Source organism: Cobetia sp. 3AK, from assembly GCF_029846335.1.
Classification (GTDB): domain Bacteria; phylum Pseudomonadota; class Gammaproteobacteria; order Pseudomonadales; family Halomonadaceae; genus Cobetia; species Cobetia marina.
Map to the genome: position 1 here is coordinate 225,769 of NZ_JARWKR010000002.1, position 15,044 is coordinate 240,812.

Annotated in this window: 15 protein-coding genes; 3 read left to right on the top strand and 12 right to left on the bottom strand. The window is 64.6% G+C overall.

Features of this window, described 5'->3' with window-relative positions; all coding sequences use genetic code 11:
• Positions 1-106: 106 nt before the first annotated feature.
• From QD228_RS03450 to QD228_RS03460, 3 genes are all read left to right on the top strand, one after another.
• Positions 107-466: a RidA family protein gene (locus QD228_RS03450; protein ID WP_084207988.1), complete on the top strand. Its 360-nt coding sequence runs from the start codon at positions 107-109 to the stop codon at positions 464-466.
• A gap of 97 nt (positions 467-563) precedes the next feature.
• Complete coding sequence (locus QD228_RS03455) at positions 564-1,553, top strand: hypothetical protein (RefSeq protein WP_279874434.1); 990 nt, start codon at positions 564-566, stop codon at positions 1,551-1,553.
• Positions 1,550-2,020, top strand: a complete 471-nt coding sequence (locus QD228_RS03460) for a Panacea domain-containing protein (RefSeq protein ID WP_279874436.1) — start codon at positions 1,550-1,552, stop codon at positions 2,018-2,020. The genes QD228_RS03455 and QD228_RS03460 overlap by 4 nt, the downstream gene beginning before the upstream one ends.
• A gap of 38 nt (positions 2,021-2,058) precedes the next feature.
• On the opposite strand, the gene QD228_RS03465 is transcribed toward QD228_RS03460, so the two are convergent.
• From QD228_RS03465 to QD228_RS03520, 12 genes are all read right to left on the bottom strand, one after another.
• The gene (locus QD228_RS03465; protein WP_279874438.1) at positions 2,059-2,838 is read right to left on the bottom strand and encodes a hypothetical protein; all 780 of its coding nucleotides are present in this window, start codon (positions 2,836-2,838) and stop codon (positions 2,059-2,061) included.
• Between the two features lie 9 nt (positions 2,839-2,847).
• The gene (locus QD228_RS03470) at positions 2,848-3,387 is read right to left on the bottom strand and encodes a heavy metal-binding domain-containing protein (RefSeq protein WP_255303144.1); all 540 of its coding nucleotides are present in this window, start codon (positions 3,385-3,387) and stop codon (positions 2,848-2,850) included.
• 192 nt (positions 3,388-3,579) lie between these two features.
• Complete coding sequence (locus QD228_RS03475; RefSeq protein WP_279874441.1) at positions 3,580-4,836, bottom strand: beta-ketoacyl-ACP synthase; 1,257 nt, start codon at positions 4,834-4,836, stop codon at positions 3,580-3,582.
• Positions 4,836-5,630 carry a 3-oxoacyl-ACP reductase FabG gene (fabG, locus tag QD228_RS03480; RefSeq protein ID WP_141392798.1) on the bottom strand — a complete coding sequence of 265 codons (795 nt, stop codon included), beginning with the start codon at positions 5,628-5,630 and terminating at the stop codon, positions 4,836-4,838. The genes QD228_RS03475 and fabG overlap by 1 nt, the downstream gene beginning before the upstream one ends.
• Complete coding sequence (locus tag QD228_RS03485) at positions 5,630-6,286, bottom strand: hypothetical protein (protein ID WP_279874443.1); 657 nt, start codon at positions 6,284-6,286, stop codon at positions 5,630-5,632. Before QD228_RS03485 ends, fabG begins: the two co-directional genes overlap by 1 nt.
• Positions 6,280-7,581 carry a beta-ketoacyl-ACP synthase gene (locus QD228_RS03490; protein ID WP_191237579.1) on the bottom strand — a complete coding sequence of 434 codons (1,302 nt, stop codon included), beginning with the start codon at positions 7,579-7,581 and terminating at the stop codon, positions 6,280-6,282. The genes QD228_RS03485 and QD228_RS03490 overlap by 7 nt, the downstream gene beginning before the upstream one ends.
• A 23-nt stretch (positions 7,582-7,604) precedes the next feature.
• Positions 7,605-8,177 carry a DUF3261 domain-containing protein gene (locus tag QD228_RS03495; RefSeq protein WP_279874447.1) on the bottom strand — a complete coding sequence of 191 codons (573 nt, stop codon included), beginning with the start codon at positions 8,175-8,177 and terminating at the stop codon, positions 7,605-7,607.
• 188 nt (positions 8,178-8,365) lie between these two features.
• A complete protein-coding gene (locus tag QD228_RS03500; RefSeq protein ID WP_279874449.1) occupies positions 8,366-9,766 on the bottom strand; it encodes a tryptophan 7-halogenase in 1,401 nt (466 codons plus the stop codon).
• Between the two features lie 84 nt (positions 9,767-9,850).
• The gene (locus tag QD228_RS03505; RefSeq protein WP_279874602.1) at positions 9,851-12,208 is read right to left on the bottom strand and encodes a hypothetical protein; all 2,358 of its coding nucleotides are present in this window, start codon (positions 12,206-12,208) and stop codon (positions 9,851-9,853) included.
• Entirely contained in the window at positions 12,205-12,780 is a 576-nt protein-coding gene (locus tag QD228_RS03510) for a LolA-related protein (protein ID WP_279874451.1), read from the bottom strand. Before QD228_RS03510 ends, QD228_RS03505 begins: the two co-directional genes overlap by 4 nt.
• On the bottom strand, positions 12,780-13,430 hold the full coding sequence (locus QD228_RS03515; RefSeq protein ID WP_279874453.1) for an acyl-CoA thioesterase: 651 nt from the start codon (positions 13,428-13,430) through the stop codon (positions 12,780-12,782). Before QD228_RS03515 ends, QD228_RS03510 begins: the two co-directional genes overlap by 1 nt.
• The gene (locus tag QD228_RS03520; RefSeq protein ID WP_279874455.1) at positions 13,427-15,034 is read right to left on the bottom strand and encodes an aromatic amino acid ammonia-lyase; all 1,608 of its coding nucleotides are present in this window, start codon (positions 15,032-15,034) and stop codon (positions 13,427-13,429) included. The genes QD228_RS03515 and QD228_RS03520 overlap by 4 nt, the downstream gene beginning before the upstream one ends.
• Positions 15,035-15,044: the final 10 nt, after the last annotated feature.

The window sequence follows — 15,044 nt, forward strand, 5'->3', positions numbered from 1 at the left end:
CGCTGATGGCCGCTTATCCTCATTGCGCGCCATGCCGCTGAGGGGCTTTCCCTAACGCAGGTGCGTCTTTCACCACTCCAAGAAGAACGGCACAAGGACACTCTCCATGAGCGATATTCAACGTCACGACACCAAGGCACGCATGAGTCGCGCCGTCATCCACAACAACACCATCTACCTGTGTGGTCAGGTCGCCGGGCCGGAACAACGCTTCAGTGATATCACGGACCAGGCCAACAGCATGCTCGCGCGCGTCGATGCGCTGCTGGAAGAAGTCGGCACCGACCGCGAGCACTTGCTCTCCGCCACCGTCTATCTCAAGACAATGGACGACTTCAAGACCTTCAATGACATCTGGGACGCCTGGGTGCCGGAAGGTCACGCCCCCGCCCGCGCCTGCGTCCAAGCCGCCATGGCCAGCCCGGAACTGCTGTGTGAAATTACCGTGGTCGCCGCCGTTAAGTAACTCGCAGTATGGTTTTTCTAAGCCCGTTATAAAGTATAGCGGGCATTTTTATATTGTTATATTATAAGGCTTTCGATGCTAACTAGAGGATCGTGAGTTGTCTCACAAATTCGGTTTTACTGGTCAGTCTACTATGTTTGTTGATTTCGCAGGAGTTTTAAGTAAAGGATGGTATGTATTATTATCATCGCTCGGCACTATTATGCTGGCTGTTGCAGGTTTCTTTGCAAAAAAAGAGAAATTGGCTAATATAACTGATTGGTCGTATGATAATCATTCGGAAATAATTGATGCTTTCGTTGACTCATCATTCGTCTGGGTTGTTCTTGGAGGGGTGTTATTTTTCTTAGGTATGTGGGGTAGTTACAAGGATCAAGAAGAACAGCAGAATAAGATTGATGAGCTAGCATTGAAAGAGGTTAATGCCAAAGATTTAGAGAAGCAATTGGAGGCAGCTAGTGAAGAATTAAGACAGCAGAAAAATTCTGCGCAAGAGGTAATATCTGAGAAGCGCTCGCAGATAAAGAAAATACATGAAGAGCTAGTTGGTACGTGGCTAAAAAGTGTTTATAAACAATTTGAATTTCAAAGTACAGAGCGCATAACTATATATTATGAGAATTTAGGGGGGTTTAGCCTTTTGGCAAGGTATTCTAAAAACCCTGAGTTTAACAAACAACACCGGCAAAAGTTTGCCATTAATCAAGGAGTAATTAGTAAAGCATGGCGCCATGATGAATGTATAGAACTAGAGTGTCCCACTAGTGATGATATTGTTAGATATCGAAAGCATCTTAGAGAAAGATATGGATATGATAATGATAAAATTGACTCTTTGACTATGAAAAGTTGTAGATATTTTGCTAAGGCAATAGTGGATGCAGATGTGCATAAAGGAGTTATTGTATTCGAAAGTGAGAACCCCGATTTATTCACCCAAGAAAAAATCAGAGATTTTTCAGAGCATTGTAACCAGCATCAAGCACATCTTGCAGAGTTTGTTAGGGATGGTTTACAATATAGCAAGACTGGCCAAAAGGTTTCAGTTGAAGCTGAGATTATTAAAATGGTGGAGAGCGAGTCATGAACAAGCTTCACAGCATTTTGGCTTACATTTGTATTGCATACCCACTAAAAAATGAACTTTCTAAGGCTAGAATAACCAAGCTTGTTTATTTGGCAGATTGGTATTCATCATTGCTGAATGATAAGCAGATGACTGACATACAATGGACGTTTAATCACTACGGCCCTTATGTTTCTGACGTGATTGAGTCAGCTCAACAACGAGAAGATTTTCAAATTGATCATCAACTAAATTCTTATGGCTCTACAAAAGATGTTTTGTGCTTTTCTGGTAATGAGTCAGCCATCGATCTTACAAATAAAGAAAGATCTATAATCGATGCCATTATTAATAAAACCAAGGGGTTTTATTTTAATGAGTTTATAGATTACGTATATTCAACTTACCCTGTTAGTTCAAGCGAAAGGTATGCGAATTTAGACTTGGTTTCTCTTGCTAGACAATATAAACAAAAAGAAGTCAGCTAGTTATTTTGTTTGGCTGATATTTTTGATTTTCCTCACTTCTAGTTTATTTTTAAGTGAGCCTCATACCTCACCCATCCCCGATAAAATCCGTCCAGTCGTTCTGTCTCGCTGAGGTGTGATACTTCAGCGAGGCGTTCGCGTGCGTCTGCAGGTAGCATGGCGATGCGGGCGTCGAGGTCGTGGATGTGGCGGGGATTGCGGTATTCGAGGTCCAGCCCGAGTGGGGCGGTGGCGAGGCCGACGAGCACATGGCCGTGGCGGTGGGCGATGGAGACGTAGAAGCCTGTCGGTAGTGCAGGGTGATGGGGCGCCTGGCCACGCGGCGACCAGTCGGCCAGCGCAAGCTGGATGCCTTGAGCAGCGGCGAGTTCACCGAGTAGCACGCGGGCGAGGTGCGATTCGGCTTCACGTTGCTGGCGACGGCGGGCCTTGGCAGATGACACGGGGGTGTCTGCGTTATCCACACCGGCTTGAGGCTCTCTCAATGAGCCATCGGATGAGCGGGTACTGAATGCGGGTAGCACACACGCTTCGGCCAGCCACAGGTGGGCTGGCCGAGAGGAGGATTCTGAGTCGGAGCGTGCAGCAGATACCAGCGACGCGACGAGGGCATGGGGGTCATATGAGACCAGCGGGTCGCAACTAGACGAGACGCCACTCAGCGCGCCTGAGCCATCCGCTGCAGCAGGCCCCAGCACCACGCAGCGGTAGGCGGGGTGATCGGTCGGGCGCGCCGCAGGAGTATCCGCCGCGCGCGCCGAGCTGCCTTCGACCGGCTCGCCTGTCTCACTCACATCCTTGCCTTCCCTGGCCGTCATGATGGCGAATCAGTTCTTCGGATGCAGGATCACCAGATCCCCGCGCAACGCGACGCCCGCGACGACATTGCCCGCGTGGCACTCGTACTTCTCGCTGCTGGAGTAGGGCACGTTGTCATAGTCGCTGCGAATGTTGATGACGGCATTGGCCCCGTATTCCCGCGCCTTTTCCTGCAGCTCGCGCAGCGCCGACAGGAACACCCAGCGGCAGGCCGCGGCATCGCTCTTGTTGGTCGCGTTGGTCTTCGGGTTCACCCGCGCCCAGCCGCGCTTCTCGATCCGCTCGTAGGGCTGCTTGTCACCGAAGAAGAAGGCCACGTCCTTGCCCAGTCGCTGACTGGCCGCGGTGCTGGCCATCACCGGCATGATGGGCAGGAAGTGCTGCGTATCCCGCGCCTGTGCCGGCGCGGAGGCCAGCAGCCCGGCCGCGCCGAGCACCAGGGCGGACACCAGCACGCGTCCCCGCGACAGGCGGCCGACCGGCGCCGTGCTGGCGTGGGCCATGGGGTGTGACGAGGAAACGAACGACTGAGCAACGGATGACGCCATCTGACACCTCTCCTGACAGGGTTTGACTGGCTCGACGCCAGGGAATATCGCCTTCATCCAGCCAACGGCGTGAGCCCATCACACCATAGACCATGCAGCGGGCGCGTATCTTGCGCCAGTTGTGACCCGCTGCAAAGTCGTCTGGTGGCGACAGTCACGCGCCCGATGACCCCGAGGGCCGTGCGGGCGTCGTCAGCCCTGCCAGCGCCGCAGGATCAGCGAGGTATTGATGCCGCCGAAGGCGAAGTTGTTGCTCATCACCGTATCCGTCTCGATCTCGCGGCCGCCGTCACGCAGGTAGTCCAACGCCGCGCAGCGCGGGTCGATGTCCTTGAGGTTGGCGGTGCCGTGGAACCAGCCTTCGCGCATCATCTCGATGGCGATCCAGGCTTCCAGCGCACCGCAGGCCCCCAGGGTATGGCCGGTGTAGCTCTTGAAGGCACTGATGGGCGTGCGTTCCCCGAACACGGCATGGGTGGCGTGACTCTCGGCGATGTCGCCGCGCTCGGTGGCGGTGCCATGCGCGCTGACATAGCCGATCTCGCTGGCCGAGAGGCCGGCATCGTCAAGGGCCATGCGCATCGCGGCCTCCATCATGTCGGCGTCCGGCTGAGTGACGTGGCGGCCATCGGAGTTGGTGCCGAAGCCGAGAATCTCGGCGTGGATGGTCGCGCCACGCGCCAGGGCGTGGTCCAGCTCCTCGAGGATCAGCGTGCCGGCACCTTCGCCGATCACCAGGCCATCGCGCTCGGCATCGAAGGGTCGCGGCGAGCGGTCCGGGCGGTCATTGCAGGTGCTGGTGGCGAACAGGGTGTCGAACACCGCGGCATCGGCGGCGGACAGCTCCTCGCAGCCCCCGGCGACCATCGCTATCTGGCGGCCGAAGCGAATCGCCTCATAGGCATAGCCGATGCCCTGGCTGCCGGAGGTGCAGGCGCTGGAGGTGGTGTGAATCCGTCCCTTGATGCCGAGAAAGACCCCGATGTTCACCGGCGCGGTATGCGCCATCATGCGGATGTAGGAGTTGGCGTTGAGGCCATCGGTGGAGTGGTTGATCAGCATGTTGCCGAAGTCCGCCACCGCGTCCGGCTCACCGGCGGACGCGCCGTAGGCGATGCCCATCTGGCCGCTCTCCTTGAGCGGGCTGTCACTCAGTCCCGCGGCTTCCAGCGCCAGCTCGCTGGAGCGGGTCGCCAGCTGTGCCACACGCCCCATGCTGCGCAGCGCGCGGCGGTTGTAGTGCTTGGGCAGTTCGAAATCGCTGACCGGCGCGCCGAGACGCGTGTTGAGACCCTCGTACTTGTCCCAATCCTCGATATAGCGGATGCCGGTGCGGCCCGCGGCCAGATTGGCGCGCAGGGTCGGCCAGTCATTGCCGATGGGCGAGAAACCATGCATGCCGGTGACGACGACGCGATGGCCGCGCAGCGGGGAAGAGGAGGCTGTCATCAGAACATCCCTCCGTTCACCGCGATGGTCTGGCGGGTGATGTAGCCGGCATCCTTCGAGCACAGGAAGGCCACGGTGGCGGCGACTTCCTCGGCCTCGCCCGCGCGGCGCATGGGAATCATCTTCAGCGCCTCGTCCATCTCGACCCCTTCGGTCATCTCGGTGGCGATGACCCCCGGCGCGACGGCATTCACGGTGATGCGGCGCTTGGCCAGCTCCACCGCCAGCGCCTTGACCGCGCCGATCAGCCCCGCCTTGGCGGCAGAGTAGTTGACCTGACCGCGATTGCCCATCATGCCGGACACCGAGGACATCACGATGATGCGCCCCGGCTTGCGGCGACGCACCATCGGCATCGCCAGCGGCTTGACCACGTTGTAGAAGCCATCGAGGTTGGTGCGGATCACGCTGTCCCAGTCCTCATCGGTGAGCGCCGGGAAGGCGTTGTCGGCGTGGATGCCGGCATTGCAGATGACGCCGTAGTAGCAGCCGTGGGCCTCGACATCGGCCTCCAGTGCGCTGCGTGCGGCCTCGCGGTCGGCGACATCGAAGCTCAGGATGCGCGATTCACCGCCCAGGGCGCTGATCTCACGCGCGACCTCCTCGGCGGCATCACGGCGCGAGCGGCAATGCAGCACCAGATTGTAGCCTTCGCGGGCCAGACGCAGCGCGATGGCGCGGCCGATGCCACGGCTGGAGCCGGTGACCAGAATCCACTCGCGCGTCTCATTGGCAGCGGCGGCACCCTGGTTGTCAGCAGGGGAAGTTCGAGTAGCGGGGGGTGTGACGGACATCAGACATTACCTTGCGGTGCGGCACCGGCAGCATCCTGCTGACCGGGTGAGTGTTCTTGTGAGTGTTCTTGTGAGTGTTCTGGTGAGCGCCCCTGTGGGCCTGCTTCAGGGCTTCCTTCCTCCGACACGGCAGACGCCACGGCCTGGGCGGGCGGCTCGAAGACATTCACGCCGGCACGGGCGACCTGCGTGCCGTGCTCGTCGCTGAGGGTGGCCTTGAAGGCGCCCAGGCCGTTGTCGGCGCGATAGTCGAGCTGCACGTCTATCTGCCAGCGTTGCCCGCAGGCGAAGGCGGGCAGTTCGCTCTCATAGCGGCGGCTGCCGAGCAGAAACCCGACGCGGGGTGAATGGCCTGTGCGCGCGGCCTGCAGGCCGGACCAGGCGGCGATGGCCTGGGCCATCCACTCGAGCCCGACCCAGGCGGGAATCACGGCCTGGCCAGCGCCGTCCAGCTCCGCGAACAGATCCTCGGGCGAGGGGCGCACGCTCGCGCTCAGCGAGTGCTCGTCACAGGCCAGCACCTCATCCAGCAGGCACATGCCTGCTTCGTGTGGCACATAGGGGCCGATGGCGCAGGGCATGACGGGATAGCCCCCGTCACGGGAAGACGTGCCGTCGGGTAGCGGCGTGGCGGGGGTAGCGGTCGGGGTCAGCATGCAGAGGACTCCGGGTCGGTGGCGTGACGTTCCAGTATCAGCGAGATGTTGTTGCCGCCGAAGGCGAAGGCATTGCTCATCACTCTGAGCGGCGGGGTCTCGGGGCGGTCACGATAGACGATGTTGAGCGCGGGCAATGACGGGTCCAATGCCTCACGCGGGGTGGCGTGCGGCGGCAGGCGACCATGTTCCAGCGTCAGCCAGCAGAAGGCGGCTTCCAGCGCCCCGCAGGCCCCCAGCGTATGGCCGGTGAGGGCCTTGGTGGAACTGACGGCGGGCGGACGGCTTGCGGCCTCGTCGCCATCGGGACCGAACAGGCGGCTGATGGCGAGGCTTTCCATGGCGTCATTGAGCGGCGTGGCCGTGCCGTGCAGGTTGATGTAGTCGATCTCGCCGGGGGCGCGGCCGGCGCTGGCGAGCGCGCCACGCATCGCGGCCTCGGCACCGCTGCCATCCGGGCAGGGCGCGGAGATGTGATGGGCATCGCTGGATTCGCCGACGCCGGTCAGCTGTACGCCACCGTGCTCCGGCGTGACCACGAACAGCACCGCGGCCTCGCCCAGATTGATGCCGTCGCGCGCGGCGCCCAGCGGCTGGCTTTGCTGGCGGCTGACGGCCTCCAGACTCATGAAGCCCTTCACCGTCATGTGGCACAGGCTGTCGGCCCCACCGGCGATCACCGCATCGCATTGGCCGGAGGCCAGCAGACGCCGTGCGCTGGCCAGGGCCTTGGCGCTGGAGGTGCAGGCGGTGGACAGGGTGTAGACCGGCCCGCGCGCGCCGCTCAACCAGGCCACGCACTCGGCGGGCGCGCCCAGTTCCTGACGGCGGTATTCAAAGCTCTCCGGCCAGCTGTCGGCGCTCGGCGTGCCCTGAGCGACGGCGGCGCGCTGGGCGTCCATCGCGGCTTCCGTCTCACCGATACCGGAGGTACTGGTGCCCAGCACCACGCCGATGCGCTCCGGCGCGATGCCCTGATGCTTGAGGGCCTCGAGTTCCGGTGTCAGCTGCTCAAGCGCGGTGGCCAGCAAGCGGTTGTTGCGTGAGCGCAGCGGGGCCGGCCAGTCGCTGTCATCCACCAGCCGCGCGGTGACACGGCCCAGTGACAGCGGCGTGCCGGGACTGAAGTCATCACTGACGCGCAGGCCACGACTGGCGCTGAACAGCGCACTGCTGATCAGCCCGTGGTCGGCGCCCAGCGGACAGACGATACCGGGCCGAGACAGACGGCATGGGCTGCGAGGGGTGAGGCCATGGCGGGTATCAGGTGCCTCGGGTGTGACGGGTTCAGTCATGCGGGGAAGCTTCCGGTGAGTCGTCAGGGGCTGGGGGAAGACAGGGGATCTAGCGTCATCTGCATCTCGGTGGCCGGGTCCCGCAGGATCACGCGGCCTTCGGCGTCGCGGGTCAGCTCGGCCATGCGCTCGCCATCGCGCAGGATGAGGCGCTGCGCGGCCTGGTGAGGCGTGTCCCACTCGCCGTGCTGCACCAGTTGCCAGGCGCTGCCGGCAAAGGCGTCATCGATCGCGGCCTGTGGCCAGTGGACCCAGGCGATGCGACGGGCCAGCCAGTCGGCGGTGAAGGGCAGCTTGTCGAGCACCTCGGGGCGGGCCTGCTCGAAGCGGCTGCCATCGGCGTCATGCACCAGTGTCAGCAGTCGCTGGCCCTGCACGCTGAGCAGCACCAGCCGCATGGCCTCGGGCGATTGGCGCAGCACGCCGATAAGGGGCGGCAGGTCGCGAGCCTCGTCCTCAGCGGCGTCTGCTGCCGCGCGATTCTCGCTGGCCTCACTCTTGTTACGCTCAACGCGCAGAATCAGACGTTGGGTGCTGCTCTTCTGCAGGCTCGCCAGGGCCGGCATCGGGCTCTCGGCGCTGAGCGGACCGGGCACGAGCAGGCTGCAGCCGCTCAACAGCAGGCTGGTCGCCAGCAGCAGGCCGACGGATCGCCGCCCGACTGTACGCAGTCCGACAGAACACTTTCTGAAAGAGCGCAGTCCGACTGATCGCCGCCCGACTGTACGCAGTCCGACGGATCGCCGCCCGACTGAGATGGCATGAGGCGAGAGACGCATGGATATCATGACGATACTTTACCTTTTCTGGCGTCATTCTGCCGCGTGCCGGCCGTTGAGAGAGCGCTTGCGGCGGGCTCGCAGGTCTCCGCTTGCGGCTCCTGTGCTGCCGAGAGCGTGGCCAGTGCGGTCAGGCGACGACGACTGGCGCTGACGAAGGGATTGGCCTCGTCCCAGGCGTAGCCGGCGAGGACCGAACTGATCATCTGGCGAATGCGGTCCGGCGAGCGAGGATGATAGATGATGTCGGTCAGGCGGCTGTCGTACCAGGCGGTGACGAACTCGCGGAACACCTCGATGCCACGCCGCAACGGCTGCTCGTATTCGCGGGCCCAGTCCGGGCGCTGCTCATCGTTGGTCGCGGTCAGTTCGCGCGCGACCAGCGGCGCGGCGCGCAGGGCGGATTCCAGCGCGATGGTCACGCCGGAGGAGAACACCGGGTCCAGAAACTCGCCGGCATTGCCGAGCAGCGCATAGCCCGGGCCGTGCAGGCGGCTGACATCGGCGCTGTAACCGCCCAGCGACTGCACGGCATTGGCGGGCGTGGCATCGCGCAGCAGCTCCGCCAGGCGCGGTTCTTCCATCACCCACTGCCACAGGCGTGTCTGCACATCGTCCTCGGCGGCAGGCTCGATCAGCTCCCGAGGGCCGACCACGCCCAGCGAGGCGCGGCCATTGGCGAAGGGAATCAGCCAGTACCAGACATCGGGATGTACCGGGTGCGAGGCGATCAGGATAGTGTCGCGACGATAGCCTTCGGCGGGCGGCGCGAGGTCGGCGATGCCATCGTGGACATGGCCGAACAGCGCCATGCGCGGCTCCAGACGCGGATCACGCTCAAGCGATTCGAGCCGCGCCAGCACGCGCCCATAGCCGCTGGCATCCAGCACGAAGGCGGCGTGAAGCTCGCGGCCATCGGCCAACGTGAGACGCGGCCCCTGAGCCTGGGCATGGCCAGCAGTGCCACTCTGCGTGGGGCGAGCGGGAGTGAAACCGGTGACGGTGACGCCGAATTCGACCTCGGCCCCCGCCGCCCGTGCGCCCTCGATCAAGCGCTGGTCAAAGTCGGCGCGCTCCACCTGCCAGGTGGTGCCGGGGCCGTCGCTGAACTTGTCGCGGAAGTCGATCACGCGATGCTCGCCGCGGCGGGTGAAGGCCGCACCGGTCTTGCGCTGATAGCCTCCGGCAGCGGCGGCCTCCATCAGGCCGCAGGCCTCCAGATGCTGCATGCAGCGCGGCAGCAGGCTCTCGCCGATGGAGAAGCGCGGGAAGTGGCTGCGCTCCAGCACGCGCACGGCGTGGCCGGCGCGCGCCAGCCAGGCCGCCGCCGCCGCCCCGGCAGGTCCGGCGCCGATGATGATGACTTCCTTGCGTGGTGGGTTGTTGCTGTGATCTGCCGATTCCATGGCATCGTCCCCTGTCGTTGTCGTTATGTGTTCATGACGGCATTCGTGTTCCCGCCTCCGTCTGGCCCGCGTGACGATATCGCCTCAACTGCGGGCAAAGGGCACCAGGCACCAGGTGGCCGTCAGCCCCAGCAGGCAGGCCAGCCCCAGCGCGGCCAATGCCGGTGTCTGACTGAAACTCAACAATCCGAAGGCTAGCAGGCTGGAGGCACATGACAGCGAGATCGCCAGCAGACTGGCCTGCGAGGCGCGGCTGGCGGTGTCTCCGCTCCTGTCTTTCTCTGCGCTGCGAGCAGGGTGCTCGGCACAGAAGATCCCTGCATCGAGGCCAATTCCCAGTACCAGCAGCAGGCCCAGCAGGTGGAACAGGTTGAGGCCGACGCCCGCCAGCGTCAGGGCGGCGAGCGTCAGTACCAGTCCGCCCAGCGGCGGCAGCAGGGCGCGCCAGGTGCTGCGGCGATAGCGCAGCGCCAGCAGCAGGCTGATCACCACCACCGCAGCACTGACCAGCCAGGCCATTTCGCTGCGAATGCTGCCGAGCGTCGTCGAAAGCCTGGCGACCTGATCGACGTACTCGAGGCGGTCATCGCCTGCCGCGAGATGTGCCAGGGCGGCGCTACCCTCGGCCGTGACGTCACCAAAGCGCACGATGCCGATGGCGGCGGTGCGTGAGTCGAGCCACAGTCGCTGGCCCATCTCGCCGGCAGGCAGCGTGACCCAGTCGGCCGGGCGCAACGGATGGGCGCTTTCGATGGCCTGCTCGGCACGTTTCACCAGCGCGGCGGGCAGGCCCGCCTGACGAAGCACCTGGGGCAGCAGGGTGCGGGTGCGTTCACGCATGGCGCCGAGGTTGGCCTGCTGCTGTTCAAGCGTCGGCAGTTGCTGGGCGAGGCTCGCCCAGTGCCCCAGTTGCTGCTGGGCATCCAGCTGCTGGAAGGTGCCTTCCAGTGCCTGCAGGCGCGAGAGCAGGGCGGCGTCATTCTCGGCCTGCACGATCAGGTAGCGCAGGCCGTCCGGTTCGGCGAGCAGGCGCTGCACCTCGCGTTGCTCATCGATCAGCGACGCAGGCGAGGGGTTGAGCTGAGTGAGACGGTCATCGCTGCGCAGTCCGAAGAGGCTTGCCAGCGCGGCCAGCAGCAGCAGACCCAGCGCCTGCCAGCTGCGCCTGCCGGGAAGTACGCGTGCCAGCCATCCTGCAGCGCGGGCGGCGGGGGAATCCTTGCGGGTGGCATCCGCCGGCAGTGGCAGTTGCGGCAGCCACAGGCGCACGCTCAGCCAGGCGCCGAGCAAGCCGAGGGCGGCGAACATGCCCATCTGGCGCAGGCCGGGCATTGGCGTCAGGGTGATGGCCAGATAGGCGGCGAGGCTGGAGCACAGCCCCAGCGTCAGGCCCGGCCACAGCGCGGCGAGTCCGCCACGGCCATTCGTCGTCGCCAGGCGGCGCATGCATTCCAGATGCAGCACGTAATCGATGGAGATGCCGATCAGGCTGGCGCCGAAGGCCAGCGTCAGCACGTGCAGGCTGCCGAAGGCCCACCAGGTCAGCGGCAGCGCGAACAGCACGCCCGTGGCCACCGGTACCAGCAGCAACGGCAGCCGTCGCGGGGTGCGGAACACCGCCCACAGCAACAGCAGCACGCCGATCAGCGAGCCGAGCCCGATGGTCGACATCTCCTGTCTGGCCTGCTGCGCCCCGGCACTGGCATGGAAGACCAGTCCGGAGCGCAGCAGCCTGACGTCGGGGTAGTCGGCCTTTACGCCATTCACGGCCTGTTCCAGCGCCTGCTGATCCCCCATCGCGTAGGCGCTGCCGGTGAGGGTGGCGCTGATCAGCCGATAGCCGCTGCCAGGCTGCTCACCGCTTGACGTCGGCGCGCGCAGCAACAGCTGGCCGCCGGACAGCGACAGGTTGGCGGGCGTCAGCCAGTCCTGCCAGGCGCCGGCGAGACCGAAGGGATCATGGATCAGGTCGCGCTGGCCGCCGGGCTGGAACAGCTGCCTGAGCGCGCGCGCCTGCCACTGCTCGTCACTCAGCTCGGCAAGCCGCGGGGCGATCAGGGCTGGCTGGACCTCGGCCGGCAGGCGCAGGCTGGCGAGGCTCTTGCCGTCATCCAGCGTCGCGAGGGGGGCGAGCGCCTGACGCAGCGCCTGGGCGGCGGCGTCACGCTGCTTGAGTGACGTGGCGCTGGCATCGCGTGCGCCGACCAGAATCACCAGCCGGTTGGCGGTGTCCTCCAGCGATTCGGCGCGCGCCGCCAACGGGCTGCGTTCCTGCGCTGGCAGCATGGCGGTGATGCGGGTGTCGATCGCCCCACGCCATGGGCTCTGCGGGGCGAGCTTTCCGGCCAGCAGCACCGCGCACAGCAGCAGCACGCCAGCCCACAGCCAGCGCCAGGCGGCGCGATCCAGCCCCGTGTCATGCGAGTCGCCGCGCCCTGTCATTCGGGGCACTGATCGCGCGGTGTCAGGGTCAGGGCGAGACGGTCACCGTCGCCGCTGGTGAGGGTCAGGTGGTCAAGCCAGCTGCCACCCTCGATCTCGAGGTGCTCGATGGCCTCGGCCAGACGGGCATCACGCGGTGTCAGGCTGGCCTGCCAGTCATCCGCGCTGCCGGTGAGCTGGAGCGTGAAGTGCTCCTCGAGCGCCTGCCAGTCGCCGTGGAAGAAGTTGACCAACAGCTCCGCCATCGCCTGCTGGTCGGCGGGCAGCGGCTCGCCATCCGGGCCTTCGCTGGCATTCGGGCGCATCTCGAGACGGTCCTCGATGGGGGAGGTGGTGTCCCACACCAGGCCTTCGGGCGCGTTCGGATCCCCGATCAGATGGAACTGGCCACGACTCTTGAGCTGTGCGCCGACATCCTCGAGCCAGCGGGTCTGCTGGAAATCACCGCAGACAGGGGCGGTGCGCGCCAGCTGTTGGGTCAGGGCGCGGGCGTCGAATTCGGCGGCGCTGGCCCCGAAGGCACTGGCAGTCAGCAGCAGGGCAGTGGCGGCAATGGCAAGGCGTGACGTCATCACGGCGTTCCTCGTGTCGGGGGCGGGGTGGCAGGCGCGTCCTCGTCGCCTGTCTGTGACGGGGCTACCTGTGACGGGCTGGTCTGTGACTGGCTGGTCTGTAACTGGCTGGCCTGCCAGGCGGCCAGCCGCTCGCTGAGCGCAGGCGGCGAGGCCAGCAGCATCTCACCATCCGCGAGTCCGACGGCGACCTGCACGCTATGGCCACGGGTCAGGCGCTTGCCGCTCTCGACATCGCGGATCACGTAATCGAGCTTGAGGCGGTTTTCCCACTCGCGCAGGCGCGCGGTGACGGCGATGCGCTGGCCGAAGCGCGCCGGGCCCGCGTAGCGCAGGCGCAGGTCGATCACCGGCCAGGCATAGCCTGACTCGCGCATCTGCGAGTAGTTGTAGTCGAGCATGTCGAGCAGCTTGCAGCGGGCGATCTCGAGATAGCGCACGTAATGGCCGTGCCAGGCGACTTCCATCATGTCGACGTCGTGGAAGGGCACTTCCATTTCCACCGTGGCGCTGGGCATCGGCGTTTCGGCGGGCTGGTTCATGGCGTTTTTCTCGCTCAAGGCTGTCTGCTCGCTCAGGGCTGTTTTCTCGCTCAGGGCTGTTTTCTCGCTCAAGGCTGTCTGTTCGCTCAAGGCTGTCCGCTCGCTCATGCGTGGGCCTCGTCTGCGCTCAGGGCCCAGTGGCGCTCAAGGATGCGTGCGCAAAGCAGGCGCAGGTCGGCTTCCAGGCCGCGGTCCTCCTCGAGCGGGGCGATGTCCTCGCGCAGCTCGCTGACGAAGGCCGCCAGGCTCGGCGGCGTGGCGCTGTGGCCAGCGATGGCGGCGCGTTGCTCACAGCCCTGTGCGGCGGCGTGCAGGGTGGCGGCGGCGACCTGCTCGACCAGCGCCAGCACGCGCAGGGCATCCCGCGCGGCGATGGTGCCCATGCTGACCTTGTCCTGATTGTGGCATTCGGTGGAGCGCGAGAAGACGCTGGCCGGCATGGTCAGCTTGAGGGCTTCCGCCGTCCAGGCCGAGGCACCGATCTGCACCGCCTTGTAGCCATGGTTGAGCGGCGCGCGCTCCGGCGTGGCACCGCTGAGATTGCTGGGCAGGCCACGGTTATAGCGGCTGTCAACCAGCAGGGCCAGCTGGCGGTCGAGCAGGTCGGCCAGGTTGGCGACCGCCGTCTTGAGGCTATCCATCACCATCGCCACATGGCCGCCGTAGAAGTGGCCGCCGTGGAGGATCTTGCCGGCCTCGACATCGATCAGCGGGTTGTCGTTGGCGCTGTTGAGCTCGGTCTCGAGAAAGCGGCGCCACCAGTCGAAACTGTCCTCGACCACGCCGATGACGTGGGGCGCGCAGCGCGTCGAGTAGCGGTCCTGCAGGCGCGGTGAGTTGATCGGTGTGGCATCGACCTCCGGCGCCGCCGGGTGGGCGAGATCATCGCGCAGCCACTGCGCCACGCGGGCCTGACCGGGATGCGGCTTGGCGGCGAACAGGTCGGCATCGAAGTGGTAGGGATTGCCTTCCAGCGCCTGCACGCTGAGCGCGGTGATGCGCGCACTCAGACGGCTGAGGTAGCAGGTGCGACCGAAGGCCAGTGCAGCGAGGGCCGTCATCACGGCGGTGCCGTTCATCAGCGCCAGGCCTTCCTTGGGGCGCAGCACATAGGGTGTCAGGCCGTGCTGGGCGAAGACGTCAGCGGTCGGGCGCAGTTCATGTGGCTGACCTGCGCCGGGGCGCACCCACACCTCGCGCTCGCCACACAGCACGGCGGCGAGATAGGACAGCGGAGTGAGATCGCCACTGGCGCCCACCGAGCCTTCCTCGGGGATGCGCGGCAGGATGTCGTGGTCGAGCAGCCAGACAAGGCGTTCCAGCAGCGCCAGGCTGACCCCGGAGACACCACGGCACAGCGAGACGAGGCGCACCATCACCACCGCGCGGCTGCTGACCACATCGAGGTCCGCGCCCATGCCACAGCCGTGGAAGGTGTAGAGGTGGCGTGGCAGGGCCTCGAGGTCTTCCGCGCCTTGCACGGCGCGGGTCACGGAATCGCCGTAGCCGGTGGTGACGCCGTAGACCACGCCTTCCTCCTCCAGCAAGCGTTCCAGCAGGGCGGGGCCGGCCTCGATGCGCGCTCGGAAGGCAAGCGCATCACTCAGACGTACGCCACACCGGCCCTCGGCGACGTCGATCAGCTGCTCGAGGGTGATATCACTGCCGTCGAGCGTCAGCGCCGGGGCAGTGGTTGAGACGGGATATGACATGACGAGGTAC